General features: G+C 62.6%; 14 protein-coding genes, 1 tRNA gene and 1 riboswitch. Of the genes, 8 read left to right on the forward strand and 7 right to left on the reverse strand.

The features are described 5' to 3' along the window. Window positions 1–10: 10 nt before the first annotated feature. Both PCS43_RS04640 and PCS43_RS04645 read right to left on the reverse strand, forming a co-directional pair. Entirely contained in the window at window positions 11–1,291 is a 1,281-nt protein-coding gene (locus PCS43_RS04640) for an MFS transporter (RefSeq protein WP_007734373.1), read from the reverse strand. 208 nt (window positions 1,292–1,499) lie between these two features. Further along, window positions 1,500–2,345, reverse strand: coding sequence for a M55 family metallopeptidase (locus PCS43_RS04645; protein ID WP_007734371.1), 846 nt, complete (start codon window positions 2,343–2,345; stop codon window positions 1,500–1,502). Between the two features lie 203 nt (window positions 2,346–2,548). Between PCS43_RS04645 and PCS43_RS04650 the strand changes: the two genes are divergently transcribed. Then, complete coding sequence (locus PCS43_RS04650; RefSeq protein ID WP_209911431.1) at window positions 2,549–4,024, forward strand: amidohydrolase family protein; 1,476 nt, start codon at window positions 2,549–2,551, stop codon at window positions 4,022–4,024. Window positions 4,025–4,071: 47 nt separating this feature from the next. Continuing rightward, window positions 4,072–5,382: an alanine racemase gene (locus PCS43_RS04655; protein WP_209911428.1), complete on the forward strand. Its 1,311-nt coding sequence runs from the start codon at window positions 4,072–4,074 to the stop codon at window positions 5,380–5,382. A 25-nt stretch (window positions 5,383–5,407) separates the two neighbouring features. On the opposite strand, the gene PCS43_RS04660 is transcribed toward PCS43_RS04655, so the two are convergent. Further along, a complete protein-coding gene (locus tag PCS43_RS04660; protein ID WP_003945873.1) occupies window positions 5,408–6,859 on the reverse strand; it encodes a sensor histidine kinase in 1,452 nt (483 codons plus the stop codon). Beyond that, window positions 6,856–7,572, reverse strand: a complete 717-nt coding sequence (locus tag PCS43_RS04665) for a response regulator transcription factor (RefSeq protein ID WP_007734368.1) — start codon at window positions 7,570–7,572, stop codon at window positions 6,856–6,858. The genes PCS43_RS04660 and PCS43_RS04665 overlap by 4 nt, the downstream gene beginning before the upstream one ends. Before the next feature lie 167 nt (window positions 7,573–7,739). Here PCS43_RS04665 and PCS43_RS04670 point away from each other — a divergent pair, with 167 nt between their 5' ends. From PCS43_RS04670 to PCS43_RS04690, 5 genes are all read left to right on the forward strand, one after another. Next, window positions 7,740–7,958 (forward strand): hypothetical protein, encoded by a 219-nt coding sequence (locus tag PCS43_RS04670; RefSeq protein WP_198531520.1) that lies wholly within the window; start codon window positions 7,740–7,742, stop codon window positions 7,956–7,958. Next, window positions 7,945–9,216, forward strand: coding sequence for a hypothetical protein (locus PCS43_RS04675; protein WP_042920408.1), 1,272 nt, complete (start codon window positions 7,945–7,947; stop codon window positions 9,214–9,216). The genes PCS43_RS04670 and PCS43_RS04675 overlap by 14 nt, the downstream gene beginning before the upstream one ends. A 43-nt stretch (window positions 9,217–9,259) precedes the next feature. After that, a riboswitch (guanidine-III (ykkC-III) riboswitch) is annotated at window positions 9,260–9,325 on the forward strand. A 14-nt stretch (window positions 9,326–9,339) separates the two neighbouring features. Continuing rightward, entirely contained in the window at window positions 9,340–9,654 is a 315-nt protein-coding gene (locus tag PCS43_RS04680) for a DMT family transporter (protein ID WP_007734365.1), read from the forward strand. Window positions 9,655–9,701: 47 nt separating this feature from the next. After that, complete coding sequence (locus PCS43_RS04685) at window positions 9,702–10,517, forward strand: ABC transporter (protein ID WP_158170179.1); 816 nt, start codon at window positions 9,702–9,704, stop codon at window positions 10,515–10,517. 478 nt (window positions 10,518–10,995) lie between these two features. Next, window positions 10,996–11,793: a GAF and ANTAR domain-containing protein gene (locus tag PCS43_RS04690; protein WP_003945473.1), complete on the forward strand. Its 798-nt coding sequence runs from the start codon at window positions 10,996–10,998 to the stop codon at window positions 11,791–11,793. A 70-nt stretch (window positions 11,794–11,863) separates the two neighbouring features. Here PCS43_RS04690 and PCS43_RS04695 read toward each other — a convergent pair. Further along, window positions 11,864–11,935 (reverse strand) — tRNA-Thr (locus tag PCS43_RS04695). Between the two features lie 122 nt (window positions 11,936–12,057). On the opposite strand from PCS43_RS04695, the gene PCS43_RS04700 reads away from it, so the two are divergent. After that, window positions 12,058–13,485, forward strand: a complete 1,428-nt coding sequence (locus PCS43_RS04700) for a threonine/serine ThrE exporter family protein (RefSeq protein ID WP_007734361.1) — start codon at window positions 12,058–12,060, stop codon at window positions 13,483–13,485. A gap of 91 nt (window positions 13,486–13,576) precedes the next feature. Here the strand turns inward: PCS43_RS04700 and PCS43_RS04705 are convergent, their stop codons facing one another. Together PCS43_RS04705 and PCS43_RS04710 are read right to left on the reverse strand one after the other, a co-directional pair. Next, the gene (locus tag PCS43_RS04705; protein ID WP_003945538.1) at window positions 13,577–13,825 is read right to left on the reverse strand and encodes an MbtH family protein; all 249 of its coding nucleotides are present in this window, start codon (window positions 13,823–13,825) and stop codon (window positions 13,577–13,579) included. Continuing rightward, window positions 13,822–15,168: a lysine N(6)-hydroxylase/L-ornithine N(5)-oxygenase family protein gene (locus tag PCS43_RS04710; RefSeq protein ID WP_007734359.1), complete on the reverse strand. Its 1,347-nt coding sequence runs from the start codon at window positions 15,166–15,168 to the stop codon at window positions 13,822–13,824. The genes PCS43_RS04705 and PCS43_RS04710 overlap by 4 nt, the downstream gene beginning before the upstream one ends. Between the last annotated feature and the right edge of the window lie 37 nt (window positions 15,169–15,205).

Genomic DNA, 15,205 nt, shown 5'->3' on the forward strand with positions numbered 1-15,205 from the left:
GGTCTCCTTGTCAGAATTTCGCCGGGGTCTGAGGAACGATCATGGCCACCAATGCGGCAGCGCTCGTCGCTCCGACCAGGACTCCGAATGCAGCCATGTACGAGAACTGGTCCACCATCCATCCCATCACGAGCGGGGTGATGAAACCGGCGAACTGACCACAACCGTTGATCAAACCCATTCCGGAACCGAGGAATTCGGCCGGAAGTGCCCGCAACGGCATCGCGAAGATCGACATCGAACACAGACCGCTGATGCCTAGAGCCAACGTCTCGTAGAACGTGAACATCGCGACGGTGTCAGCGGTGGTCATCAGGAACAAAAGGACTGCCGACGTGGCCATACACGGAACCAGAAGGATCCTGGCCCGGTCGTGGAAGTACTTGTCCACCAACCGCCCGCCCACAATCGTGGCCAGCGCCGTGACGATGAAGGGGATTGCGGCAAAGATTCCCGTGTCGATCAGCGAGAGTCCCTTGTCGTTGAGCAGATAACTCGGCACCCAGGTCATCAGCCCGTACGCGGACATGTTGGCCAGGCAGAACAGAATCGCGAACTTCCACACCGACGCGGACTTGAACACCGCGGCGCGAGAGTGCTCGCTCGCCAGAGGTTGCAAGGCTGCCTCGGGATCTTCCGAGATTTCCGTGTCCAGCGGTGCGGGCAGCACCAACCACACCACCGTGCCGATCACTGCGCCGACGATCGCCACCAGCCAGAACGCGTCACGCCACCCCACGGCCATGAGGACCGGCGCGATGATCAGCGGTGCGATGCCGGGGCCGAGGTTGTTGGCGCCGAGCATGAAACCCATCGCGGTCGCCCTGGTTTTCGGACGCGTCCGCTCAGCCAAAGCCTTGAACGACGCCGCTGGAAAGAGCCCCTGGCTGATGCCGAACATCGCACGCATGACCATCAGCGAGACGAGACCCCACGCGAACCCTGTCAACGCTGTGAACACCGACCACAGGATCAAAGCAACGATCAACAGGGGCCTGGGTCCGAAGCGGTCGGCCAACATTCCGCCGGGGACCTGCCCGAGCATGTAGAAGATCGCGAATACCGAGACCACGCCACCCAACTGCGTACTGCTGAGCGAGAATTCGTCGCCGATCATCGGAAGCGCAAGCCCGATCATGACGCGATCCACCATGTCGATCAACCAGATGGTACTGAGCAGCCCCACCGTAACGGTGGTCGTACGACGAATCGACTTGTTGTCCATCATTTTTCGAACCGAACCGTCGCTCGCCCGCGACGGCGCTTCCACTGTGACGCGTTCCGCCTTCATCAAGCCTCCCGAATTGTCTTGTGCCGCATGGACTGAAACATTGAAAAGACTGATGAAGTGTGACAGCGAACACGTTTACCGCATTGGTCCGTTTCACCAATAGCCGAAGCAACGTTTGGTCGGTCGGAACATGTTCTGCCCCAAGAGATGACAAATGCCGCCGACACACAAGGCGTCGACGGCATTTCGCGATGGAGTCGCTACTTCATCACGTGCGATTGGCGACTGCCACGATCGTCGAGACGCCTGCGGCTGCAAGCCGGGCATTGACAGTGATCAGACCGAGAATGTCGTCGACGCTGCCGAGTGTGTGCGAAATCGTACGATCCGAAATCCGTCGCGAGCCGGGAACAGCCTCGGCGAGTTCAGCTCCCGTGGTGGTGGGGTGAACGATCTCGAGGGTCCATTCGTCACGCAGCTCGACCGGCTTCAGTGTGTCGGCCTTACGCACTGCGCGCTCGGCTCCTGCTCGGATCTGCTCGCACGCCAGCGACGGCGGCAGCGAATTGGTTGCCGACCATCCATGTGCCTTCTTGACCTCGACGGTCTCGGTTGTCGGCGAGGCCGCGTCGACCAAGCCGCAGATGATGTCGTCACCCGTCACCAGGCCGACGGGAACGCCCTGGGTGGCAGCGTAGAGGGTGTTGACGTCGGTCTCCGAGACGGACTTGCCGTCGAGGCGGACGTCGGCGAACAAGCTCGAGAACGTGTGCGCCAGGACGCCGGGCCCACCGGCTGGTGCGTGATAGCCGACAAACAGAGCGACGTCGTGATCGGACGTCAGTCCCTCCGCCATGCACTGCATCTTCGGTGTTCCGAAGATCAGACGCGCCCGTGGATCCAGGTCGGCGTGAAGCAGATTGTCCATCGTTCCGTGGCTGTCGTTGACCAGGACGCTCGTCGCACCGGCGTCGAACGCACCGGCGATCGCGGCATTGGTCTCGGCGGTCATGAGCATCTGCGCACGGTGGTAGCCGCCACCGCCGCGGATCGTCTGATCGAGCGTCGCGATACCCGCGATACCCTCCATGTCCACCGAAATATAGACGTGCATTCCTGTCCTCCATCGATCTCAATCGGCTGAATTGATAACTTCGCTTTCACCTTCACACTCGAGCGCATCCGTTTCTTGTCCGCTCGAACGGTGAGTCGGCCTCCATTTGGGACGTTCACACCAGAATCCGATACCCGAGCCGTGAAACCATCGGGACATTCGCCGGGCCAGGCGGTTCGACCAACGACAGGAGTGCAGCGCTGATGCAGGTCCACGACATCGTGTTCACCGGCGGCCGTGTCGTCGATCCCGCATCGGGGACCGACGAGGTTCGGGGCATCGCGATCACCGACGGCAAGGTCTCGGCGTGGGGTCGCGACGCGATCGAAGCCCGGCAGACGATCGACGTGACCGGTCAGGTCATCTGCCCCGGATTCATCGACCTGCACAGCCACGGACAGGAAATCGCCGAGCAGCGACTTCAGGCATTGGACGGAGTCACGACGGCCCTCGAACTGGAAGCCGGCGTCATTCCTGTTGCAAAGGCATATGCCCGGGCCGGCGCCGAGGGCCGCCCGATCAACTACGGCTACGCGACGTCGTGGGCGCACGCCCGAATGATCGAACTCTCAGGGGCCGATCCCGACGGCGACATCAGAACGCTCCTGCACCATCTCGGTTCCCCGAGCTGGCAGGGCGAGCCCACCGCCTCCCAGCGCGCCCACATTCTCGAACTCCTCGAAAACGATCTGGCCGCAGGCGCTCTCGGCATCGGCGTGGTGGTCGGGTACGCGCCGAAATCCGATCCGGTGGAGTACCTACAGGTGGCGGATCTCGCGGCCCGAGCCAGCGTTCCCACCTATACCCATGCGCGCCCTCTCATCTCGGCCGATCCGTCGAGCCCGGTGGATGGTGCCGTCGAAATCGCCCGTGCAGCAGCCGAAACCGGCGCACACATGCACTACTGCCACGTCAACAGCACCTCGGGAATGCACGTCGACCACGCGCTGTCGGTGGTGGCGCAGGTTCAGGCAGCCGGATCGCGCGTCACGACGGAGGCGTATCCGTACGGTTCCGGGTCGACGGCCGTCGGAGCTGCGTTTCTCGATCCCGACAAGCTGCACCTGATGAATCTGACACCACGGTCGCTGACATTCGTACCCACCGGTGAACGTATCGCGGACCGCAAGCAGCTGGAACATCTTCGGGCCACCGACCCCGGTGGGTTGGTGCTGGTGGAGTTCCTCGACGAGAACGACACCGTGCAGCGCGAATTCCTCGAACGGGCGATGACTTTCGATCGCGCCGCCATCGCGAGCGACGCGATGCCACTGACCTGGCCCGGCCGTTCGCCTGCCGACTCATTGCAGTGGCCACTGCCGGAGAAGGCACTCGGCCACCCCCGCGGCGCCGGCACCTATGCACGTGCGATTCGTACGCTGTACCGCGAGCGTCGGCTGCTGTCGCTGTCGGAGATCATCGCGCGCTGCTCGTTGATCCCTGCGCAGATTCTGGAGGAGTCGGTTCCCTCGATGGCGACGAAAGGCCGGATCAGCCCCGGTAGCGACGCGGACATCCTCGTTTTCGACCCCGAGCGAATCACCGACAACGCCACGTACATCGACGGCACCCGCCCCTCCACCGGTATCAGCCGCGTGCTGGTCGGCGGAGTACCCGTCGTCGAAGACGGTGTCGTGGTCCAGGACGCGTTGCCTGGTCGCCCGGTACGCCGCTCGTAGCCGGATCTCATTCTGACCTGCATAGTTCTGACAGAAAGTCACCACACATGAACACATCGTCTGCAATCAACGGCACAATCGATGCCATGACGGATTTCGCGAACCCCCCGATCGGTTGGCAGCACAAGGCCTTCGGCACCGACCTCGAAGGTCGCGACGGTTCCGACCTCGAGCCGCTGGGGATCTCGGCACTCGACGGCAACCTCCTGCTACCCGTGATGACACTCAACCGTGCAGCGATCGCGCACAATGTCGACCTCATGGCGCAGTTCTGCTCCGACCACGATGTGGATCTGGCGCCTCACGCGAAGACCACGATGAGCCCCGAACTGGTTCGACGGCAACTCGACGCCGGGGCTTGGGCGATGACGGCGGCAACCGTTGCGCAGGCACGCATTCTGCGTGAGTTCGGTGTGGACACCATCATCATCGCCAGCCAGGTTCTCGATCCCGCCGGTATTCGGTGGATCTGCGACGCCCAGGCCACCGACCCCGATTTCTTCGTCACCACCCTCGTGGACTCGGTCGAGAGCGTCCGCCTGATGGAACAGTTGATCGCGAAAGTCTCACCGGCCAGCCGTATCCGGGTTCTCGTCGAACTCGGCTACGACAGCGGACGCGCGGGCGCTCGCACTGTCGAGCAAGCACTCGACGTCGCACGCGCAGCATCGCAGGCACCTTCGTTGATACTCACCGGAGTCGAGGGGTTCGAGGGCATGATGCCCGGAGCCTCGGTAGCAGCCCGCCGTATCTCCGTCGATTCGTATCTCAAATCCGCGCGGGTTTTCACGGAAATCTGTGTGGCCGAGAACCTGTTCGAGAACAACTCCGCAAAGGCTCCCCAGCCACTGGTCACTTTCGGCGGCAGTGCGTTTCACGATCTGGTTGTACGCGAGCTGGCCGGCCGATGGGCACTCGACAACGGTGTACTCATCGTGCTGCGCAGCGGTTGCTACATCACTCACGATCACGGTCTCTATGCCGAAACTTCGCCGTGGGCTGACGGTCCGCGAACTCTGCAGGGAGCCGCAGAGGTCTGGGGCGTAGTGCTCTCCATACCTGAACCCGGACGGGTGATCCTGGGCTTCGGCCGCCGCGATGTCGGTTCCGACGCAGGCTTTCCCATAGTCCTGTGGCGCCGACGCGACGGATCCAACCGATCAGCGCGAGAGCTGACGATCACCGCACTCAACGACCAGCACGCGTACGTCGACGTTCCGGATGACTTCGACGTGAAGGTCGGCGATCTGCTCGGTTGCGGAATCTCGCATCCCTGCACCACATTCGACAAGTGGTCACTGATTCCCGAGGTCGATTCGGATTACCGCGTCGTCGGCACGGTGCACACCTACTTCTGAGGGGACCGGTTGCGGCAATCCGGCGTCAGTCGTCCTTCGGGTCACGCGGCAATTCGACGCGGAACGTCGTCCCCTGCCCGAGGGAGGTCTCGACGCTGACGGTTCCGTCGTGCGCTGCAACCAAAGCCGAAACGATGGACAGGCCGAGACCGGCGCCCCCGGTCTCACGGGTGCGAGAGGTGTCGGCGCGGTAGAAACGCTCGAAGATCCGCGCGGCATCCTCGTCACTCAAACCCTGACCGGTATCCGAAACCTCGACCACCGCGGAGTTCTCGGTCGTACCGACACGAACGGTGACCTGCGCATCCGGCGGCGTGTGTTTGATCGCGTTGCCCACCAGATTGGCAACTACCTGACGCAGTCTGGCCTCGTCACCATGCACTTCGGGCAGGCCTGGGCCGCCGGTCATCTGAAGTTCGACAGTTCGATCCGGTGCGATCGCTCGTGCCGCCTGTACCGAATCCGCCGCAACTGCAAGCAGATCCACAGGCTTGTTCTCGAGTGGACGCTGTTCGTCGAGTCTTGCCAGCATGAGCAGATCTTCGACCAGAAGTCCCATCCTCGACGCCTCGCCCTCGATCCGGTTCATCAGCGTTTCCGTATCAGTCATGGCGCCTTGGCGATACAACTCGGCGAACCCACGAATAGTCGTCAAGGGTGTGCGCAACTCGTGGCTCGCGTCGCCGACAAACCTACGCATCTTCTCCTCGGAACGCCGGGCCGATTCCTCCGAAGCCTCGGTCGCGGCAAATGCGTGCTGAATCTGCGCGAGCATTCCGTTGAGCGCCACGGACAGTCGACCGACCTCGGTGCGGTCATCGCGTTCCGGAACACGTCGATGAAGGTCGCCGGCGGCAATGGCAGCGGCAGTTTCCTCCACCTCGACCAGCGGACGGAGGCTCCGACGAACCACGAAATACGCTGCGCCGCCGAGGATCAGCAGGACAACCAGGCCGATGCCGAGTTGCAGGCCGACCAAGTCGTCGACGGTCTGCTCGTTATCCGTCAGTCGCACACCGATAGTCGTGGTCGTGCCGTCGCGGACCGTCGTGAGAACCCGCCAGTTCACGTCCGAACCGTCGCTCGATCCGACGGTGATCGGGCCGTTGGTGGAATCTTTCGACAGGTCGGGTTCGGTCGTCGTCGACTTGTCGTTCAGGATGATCACCCGTCCGTCCGGGGTCACGGTCCGAACGAAGAAGGGGCTGGGTGGGCGGGTGCCCGGGCCGACGTCACTGGGCGGCTGCAGATCTCTGCTGTGCGGCTTTGCCCAACCGTCGACCGCTTCGTACAGCGTTTTGTCGGTTCGCTGGGTCAGTGAATTCTCGAGAGCAGAAGTGACCGCTACACCCGACGCCAACAGACCCAGCGCGGCCAACACCAGCAAGGCCGCAACCAGGGTGAAGCGCAGCGGCAGTGAATGGAGACGGAAACGACCCCGCTTCGGAAGCTGATCGTTTTCCGCGGCGGCGATCATTGCCGCGGTTCACGCATCACGTAGCCGACCCCACGCAATGTGTGAATCAGCGGTGTCTCCCCCGTGTCCACCTTGCGCCGCAGGTAGGAAACGTAGGACTCGACAACTCCGACCTCCCCACCGAAGTCGTAATTCCAGACGTGGTCGAGAATCCGCGGTTTGCTGAGAACCGTCCCGGCGTTGACCATGAAGTATCGGAGCAGTGTGAACTCGGTGGGCGAGAGTGCAACCAACTCGCCCTTCTTCCAGACCTCGCGGGTGTCGTCGTCGAGTTCGATGTCGGCGAACTTCACCCGCGGCGACTGCTCCGGCGCGACCCCGCGACCGGCGCGGCGCAGGATGACCCGCAACCGCGTCACGACTTCTTCGAGGCTGAACGGCTTGGTCACGTAGTCGTCCGCGCCGAGGGTCAGGCCGCTGATCTTGTCGTCGAGCGAATCCTTCGCCGTCAGAAACAGGACGGGCGCGTCCACACCGTCGGCGCGCAGGCGCCGAAGCAGACCGAAGCCGTCCATCCCGGGCATCATGACGTCGAGAACGATCGCGTCGGGACGGAATGTCCGTGCGACGTCCAGGCCTTGGGCGCCGCTCGAAGCAGTTGCCACCTCGAAACCCTGGAATCGGAGGCTCACGGAGAGCAACTCCACGATGGTGGGTTCGTCGTCGACAACGAGGATGCGGGCTTCGGGGGTCTTGTCGGTCACGAGAACCATCTTCTCCCCTGCCACTGGATTCCCGCTGTATGTTCCCTGGGAGCTTCCTGTGAACGGCCGGGTGCAGGTGAAAAGCTGACAGCAGGATCCCGGCAAGGATCCAGGCTTCGATCGGCTGGCAAGGCACACGTGACATCAGCGGATTCAGCTACTTCAACGCACTGTCGATGGAGACTGCATTCGCGGACGCTGCGGTGTGGGTCGCCGACGCAGTTCAGACAAATTTGGCCGGCTACGACTTCGTTCAGTGGCCGAGTCGAGGACGCCATCTGCTGGTTCCTCGACTTCGAGACAGGGAACCGGTGTGGATGGATCCGCACGGCGATGTGACGATAAGTCGTATCGGCGAGTTGTGCAAGAATTCGACGAATTATGCAGCAACGTAGCCCAGTTCAAATCGCTCAGCTCTACGGTCCTGTGGCGTCCGCGCTGGTCGGCGGTGTGGTGGCCGCGTACGCAGTGGCCGAGTCCCGAGTTGACGACTTCTCCTTCTCCGACGCCGGCGTTATCTCGGTGGTGATCACGCCGCAGTGGGCGGGAGCAACTGCCGCGGTGGTTGCGGCCGTCGGCGTAGCGCTACTGCATCGCTGGGGACGTGGCGGTCTCGCGAGTGTCTTCGCTGTAGTCGGCGCCCTCGCCATCGCGCTACCTGCATTCGTCCCCGTCTCCGCCCAGATTTCGGTGACTCTGAACGCAATCGGAGCAGGCGCTTTCCTCGCGGCAGCGGCATTTCCGACGAAGGGTCACCGCGGAGCACAAACCGCTCTCGGACTCGGCGTAACCACGACGACCCTGTACTTCGGCGCAGCGGACTTATGGCGCGATCGCGTCCCCAGGTGGTCGCTCACACTTCCGGGCGATTCCTACCCCGTGCCGTCCACGGTTCCCGTCTGGATTCTGCTCGCCGCAACTCTTCTCGTGGGTGGAGTCGCCGCACTCGCACGACCGAATCAGGAGCCGGGCGACATCGACGCACGCCTGGTGAAGCTGGGAGTTGTTCTGCCCCTGGTATTCACGGCTCTCTATGTGTGGTTGGGCTCGACGACATCACCTGGGTCATGGGTGATCGCGGTGGTATCGGCGGTTGCCGTTACCGTCGCACTGGCTTGGCGGTTGCCGCCACACGACGGTCGTTTCGTACTCGTCGGACTGGCAGTCAGCGCGGTTTCGGTCAGCTCGATTTCCTTTCCATCCGACTGGACCTGGGCGATGCCCGCGGGAGCTGCTGCCCTGGCGTTGGGCGTCGTCGTCGGCTGGAGAAGACCGATGCCGCAACTCGGGCTGGGACTCCTTGCCGTGACTGCACTCTCGGGATTGCTGGATGCCGCCCCGACCACGGTTGCCTACGTCCTCATCCTCCCGCTTGCGCTGGGACTGGCCGTCACGTCATGCATGCCTGTTGCCGTCGAAGCAGTCTCAAGCGGGGCGATGCTGCCCGTCGCTTTCACGTTGTTCTCGGTTTCACCGACCTTCTTGGACCCGGGCTCGCGGGAATTCGGGTGGTCTACCGGTGTGCTCGTCGAACACGGACCGGCCGCCGTGAACACGCCGATTCCTCTGACTGTTCTCGCTGCGACGGCGACGATCGTGGTGTCCGTGTCGACCATCCATCTGAAGAGAGTTCGAACGGCGGTGGTGACCTAAATCGCCAGCTGATCGGGTCGGAACGCAGAATTCTGTTGCTATGGTTGGGTGGTCAACGACGACATCCGGACGAGCGCACCGTACCCGGCCAGCGAAAAGACGGTGCCTTGGGAGTTGTTCACCATGGCATGGATCGTGCTCGTCATTTCCGGACTTTTCGAAGCTGTCTGGGCTACCGCACTCGGTAAGTCCGACGGATTCAGCAAGATGTCGCCCACCATCGTCTTCGTCCTCGGCCTGATCGTCAGTATGGCCGGCCTCGCGTATGCAATGCGTACCCTTCCCATCGGGACTTCCTACGCGATCTGGGTCGGCATCGGCGCCGCCCTGACCGTGGGATATGCGATGATCACCGGCGCGGAGTCCACGTCGATCGTCAAGATACTGCTGATCCTGGGCATCGTCGGCTGTGTCGTCGGTCTGAAGGTCCTTCACTGACCGGCGATCCTGGTGAGTGTTTGTGTGTTACCGGTTACAGTTAACGCATGAAACTGCTGGAGATGCTCACGCTTCCCCTACGCGCGGGCATTGCAGCCGCAGAGATCAGTTTGGGAATCGCCGAGCTGACGGTCACGACAGTTCGTATCGCCGTCGGTAATACCGGCGCCGTGACGGCGGGTGCTGCCGGCTTGGCAAGCCCCCGCGGACCCATGCAGATAATCCAGCAGTTGTCATCACTCACCGCTGACGATCGGCCCATCGGGCAGGCCTTGGCCCCCGGTGGGCCACTCGATCGACTTCTCTCTCCCGGCGGTCCGGTCGACAAACTGACTGCACCCGACGGCACTCTCGAACGACTACTCGCTCCCGGCGGACCACTCGAAAGACTTCTTGCCCCCGGCGGACCGCTGGATAGGGTGCTCGCCGAGAACGGCGCATTGGAACGCTTGCTCGCGCCGGACGGTCTCCTCGACCGAATGATGGCGGAGGACGGTCCGCTGGAACGCCTGACAGCGCAAGACGGTGCCGTCGAACGCCTGACTGCCAAGGACGGTGTCATCGATCGCGCACTGGCCGAGAACGGCATCCTCGAAACACTCCTGGCAGAGAACGGCGCCTTCGAACGGCTCATCGCCGAAGGCGGCCCGCTTGACCAGATCGTTGCACTGTCCGACACCTTGACTTCCCTCGCCCCCAACCTCGAGCGGATGAGCGCGAGCATCGAGGTCCTTCAGGAAACCGTCGGAATCCTCAGCGCTGCAGTCGGTCCACTCGGAGAACTTGCCGGCAAACTTCCCAATCGGTGGCTCAAGAGCAAGAGCGACCGCCCAGGGCCGGACCTTCCGATCGAATCGGCATAACAAACGGTTACTCGCCGATTACGCGGTCAGTTGTTGATCACGATGTTGAGGTTGATGATGATTCCGCCGAAAGTCAGGATCGTGTTGGCCAAGCCAACGGTCATTCCACTGTTCAGAGCCGCGATCAGTCCGTTCATCGTCGTATCCCCTTCACTGTCTACGGGTTACGCGTACAAGATTGTGCGCTGGCGCTGACAATAGGCCAAGTTCGTGACCTGCGCGCCATTGCGGAGAAAACTTGTACCCCGGTCGCAGTTTCCACGTTAACTGTTGCAGGACAACATAATTCCAAGATCGGCGCACTACCCGCTAACGGCCGAATCAAACATCACGATTGGGCATACGCAGACCACTTCACATAACCGTCCGCCCCATCAGACACTTGTCCACCGAAACAGAGTGCACAACAGTTAGTCCGGTGCAACAATGAGACGAATCGGACATGCCTGCGACGTGATGGGGAAGGGTGGTTGAGACAATGACGGCGCCGCGCATCGCCAGAGGACACCGCGGCCCCACCGGGGGCCGAAATTCCGCGTCGCAGGACAGCCTGGACGCCGCCTCGGACGCCCTGCAATCGCTGTACGCGCACCTCGATCCACATGCCCAGGCCGAGCAATTTCTCGAACAAGTCTGCAGGCATGCCGTCGATCTCATCGCCGACGCCGACATGGCCGGAATTACCATCGGCGGTTCGGACACGACATTCCGAACCGTCGCCGCCACCCACCAACTTGTTCGCACCGTCGACTCGATCCAATTCCGACTGGACTACGGACCGAGTGTGACGTCGTCACGCACGGGAACCGTTGTCCGCGCACATGCCAGCGAAGCCCACAGCCGGTGGCCTCAATTCGCAAGCGCGGCAAAGGCAGTCGGCGCCGTCAGCTTCTTGTCCATGCCACTGCCTGGCCGGGAACGCCCGCTCGGAACCCTCAATCTCTACAGCCACGACCTCCGAGGTTTCACCGGCGCCGACGTGGCATTGCTCCAACTGTTCGCCGTGACCTCGGCCTACGCGCTGCACAGCTCGCAGCGCCTCGACATCGCCAGAAAGCACGCGATGGACCTCGAGCGAGCACTCGAATCGCGAGGCGTCATCGAACAGGCCAAGGGCATCATCATGGGCACCCACCACGTCGACGCCGACCGAGCCTTCCGCATTCTCATCCAGGACTCGCAGCGCAGCAACGTCAAACTGCGAGTGATCGCCCAGCAGTACATCGACGGCGCGATCGACCCGCGCCAGGCTACGAACAAGCCCGAGACCAACTGAACCGGGCGCCTATCGGCACCTCAGCAAATACAGAGGCACCCACCACGTTGGTGAGTGCCTCCTCTTTCGGAGCCTCCTGTCGGGATTGAACCGACGACCTTTCGCTTACAAGGCGAGTGCTCTACCACTGAGCTAAGGAGGCGAAGACCGACGCGTTGCCGCGACTGACTTTGCGGAGCCATCATATCCAAGCCGTCACGGTGGCCGCGCGCGGGTCACGTTAGATAGCGTGGGCCCCATGCGCAACTCCCACTCCGCCCCCTGATGGCGAAATTCACCGAAGTACTCACACGCCTGACGGGAAACCGGCAAGCCACCGTCGACACGGTCACGTCGGCTCCCGCACCGCTTCAACCGATCGACCTGACAGACGACGCCGTCGTCGCAGAGGTCCTGGACCTCGCGGTTCGGGTGGGCGAAGTCCTCCTCGCATCCGGAACCGCGGCCATGGACACCGCTGAGCAGGTGCAGTTCATCGCCGCCACGTACGGCCTTGCCCAGTGTGACGTCGACGTCACTTACAACTCGATTGTGCTCTCTGCCTATCGCGGCCCGACGCGACCGCCGGCGAGCACGATGCGCATCGTCCACTACCGCTCGATGGACTTCACGCGGCTGGCGGCCGTCGACCGTCTGACACGTCGTATCCGCCGTGAGGCGATCACACCGGACCAAGCGCACGACGCGCTCACAGCCATCACGACGGCGCCGCACCCGTACAACCGATGGACCGCGACCATGGCCTGGGCTGCGATGGCGGCTTCGGTCTCCGTCCTGCTCGGCGGCGGGTTCCTCGTTGCCACAGTCGCGTTTCTGACGACGATGGTCATCGATCGAGTCAACCGCGTACTGAACCGGTTCGGATTACCGTTCTTCTTCCAGCAGGTTGTCGGTGGTCTCATCGCGGCTGCGCCCGCCGCCACGCTCTATACATTTCAGGACCAGCTGGGGATCAGTATCCGGCCGTCGTTGGTCATCGCGGCCGGAGTGGTCGTTCTACTGTCCGGGCTGTCGTTGGTGGGCTCGGTCCAGGACGCGATCATGGGTGCACCCATTACAGCTGTCGCGCGATTCTTCGAAGTGGTGATGATGACGGGCGGCATCATCGCGGGCGTCGCAATCTCGTTGCGAATGACCGGGATGTTGGGTTCGACGCTTCCACCGATCAATGTGGAAGTCTCCACCATCACGCAGTTGCCGATCCTCATGCTCTCCGGTGCGTGTGCGTCGGTGTTCTACGCGCTCGCCTGCTACGCCGAGCGGCGTGCACTCACCGCGGCGTTCCTGGGCGGTGCGGCAGGCAGTGGTGTGTCGATCTTCGTGCAGACACTCGACGTCGGTCCCGTGATCGCCGCCGCAATCGCCGCAACCGTGGTCGGTCTTGCCGGTGGTTTGATGGCTCGCCGCGCACTGACGCCTCCGCTGGTTGTCGCGGTCGCAGGCATCACTCCGCTGCTCCCCGGTCTGTCGCTGTACCGAGGCCTGTACGCGCTGCTCAACGACCAGGTACTGATCGGGTTGACTGCCTTGCTGTCGGCGTTCGGTATCGGCTGTGCCCTGGCCGCGGGCGTCACGCTCGGCGAATGGGGAGCGCGCACGCTGCGTCGTCCACGGATTCTGATGCGCGTGGACTCGCTACGTCGCCCGATGGTCCGCAAGCGCAGGCGTCGAGTTCCCGTCACCGAGAAGTAGGCGTCGTTCAAGCAGAAAGAGCTGGGCACCTGACGGTGCCCAGCTCTTTTCTGTTCACTCGGGGTCTCGGGGGTTCCGAGCGGTGAGAGAATCAGCTCTCGACTGCGTGCTTTCCACCGGCAGCCTGATCGGCTTCCATGGCCTCACGCAGGCTCTTCGGACGCATGTCGGTCCAGTTGGCCTCGACGTATTCGAGGCACGCCTTGCGGCTGTCTTCACCGAACACCACTCGCCAGCCGGCGGGGACCTCGGAAAACGTGGGCCACAGCGAGTGCTGGTCCTCGTCGTTCACCAGCACGTAGAAGCGGCCGTCTTCGTCATCGAAAGGGTTAGTGCTCATCTCGCCTCACTCGTTACGTACGTGTCTTGTGCGCCCAGACTAGCAAGCGCACCAGTTCGGTTCTGGTGGCTCAGCACCGACGCCAGAATCTCCCCCGCCCGCACTGCCACGTTCGACAGCAGCGACGACGTCAATCCGTGAGTCTGTTCTGTCCCACCCTGCAGATAGATACCGCCTGTCACGTCCTCCGTTACAGCCAGTCGATAATCCCGACTGACGTTACGCGGAACGGACGAATCCGGCACGAGTTCACCCAACAAATCGTCCAGAGGTGCCGGGGTGAAACCCGTGGCCAGAATGAGTGCGTCGCACGCCAGCGTGTCGGTCAAGCCGTCGAGATTGCTACGGACAGCCAGTTCGATGCCGGATTCGGTCTCCACGGCACTCGTGATCTCCGAGGCCCGACGCATGAACAGTCGCCGCGGCCCACGAACCATCTCCTGATATTCGGTGGCATACAGCTTGTTGATCAGTTCGATGTCGACGACCGAGTAATTGGTACTGCGGTGCAGATCGAGCAGTCGGCGTCGTTCCGCGGCGTCTGCACCGTGCAGCTGATCGACGGCTTCGGGATCGAAGATGCGGTTCGCGTACGGGCTGTCGTCTGCCGGGCTGTAGCCGTAACGGGCAAAAACACTGTGAACTTCGGCGTTCGGGTAGTTCGCGTGCAGGTAGTCCACGATCTCCGCGGCACTCTGGCCGGCGCCGAGAACGACGAACCGGTTGTGTACGGGCTCCGGCATTGCTTCGAGATGGAAGAGGAACTGGTGATTGTGGAAGCACCGCGACGAAGGCGTCGCCCACTCCGGGATCCGCTCTTTCAGGCCGGCTCCGACAACGATGTTGCGCGCGATCACCGTTTCACCGTCGGCGGTGCGAACCGCAAAGCGATCGACAACGCCGTCGGAGTTCTTGATGCCCTCGACCCCGTCGACGGTTGTACCGAACTGCACGTCCGCGTCGACTCGTCGAGCTGCCCAGCACAGGTAGTCGTTGAATTCGTGGCGCGTGGGGAAGAAGGTCTGGTGGTTGACGAAGTCGACCAGTCGACCCTGCTCGAACAGATACGAGAAGAAGCTGTATCCGCTCTGTGGATTCCGGAACGTCACCAGGTCCTTCGGAAACGCGATCTGCATGGTGGCACCGTCGAGCAGCATCCCGGGATGCCACGCGAACTGAGACTGCTTTTCGAAGAACCGCGCGTTCACCCGATCAACGGCCGCACAATTTGCATTGTGTTCTTCGACAGCAATGGCCAACGCGAGGTTGGCCGGACCGAACCCGACGCCGACGATGTCGACAATGGCAGGTTCGGCGCTGGAGTCTCTTGGTGATTCACTCATTACAGGTAGTCCATCCCCGACGGAACGACCTGGTACG

The sequence above is a fragment of the Rhodococcus sp. C-2 genome (assembly GCF_027854095.1).
Classification (GTDB): Bacteria; Actinomycetota; Actinomycetes; order Mycobacteriales; family Mycobacteriaceae; genus Rhodococcus_F; species Rhodococcus_F qingshengii.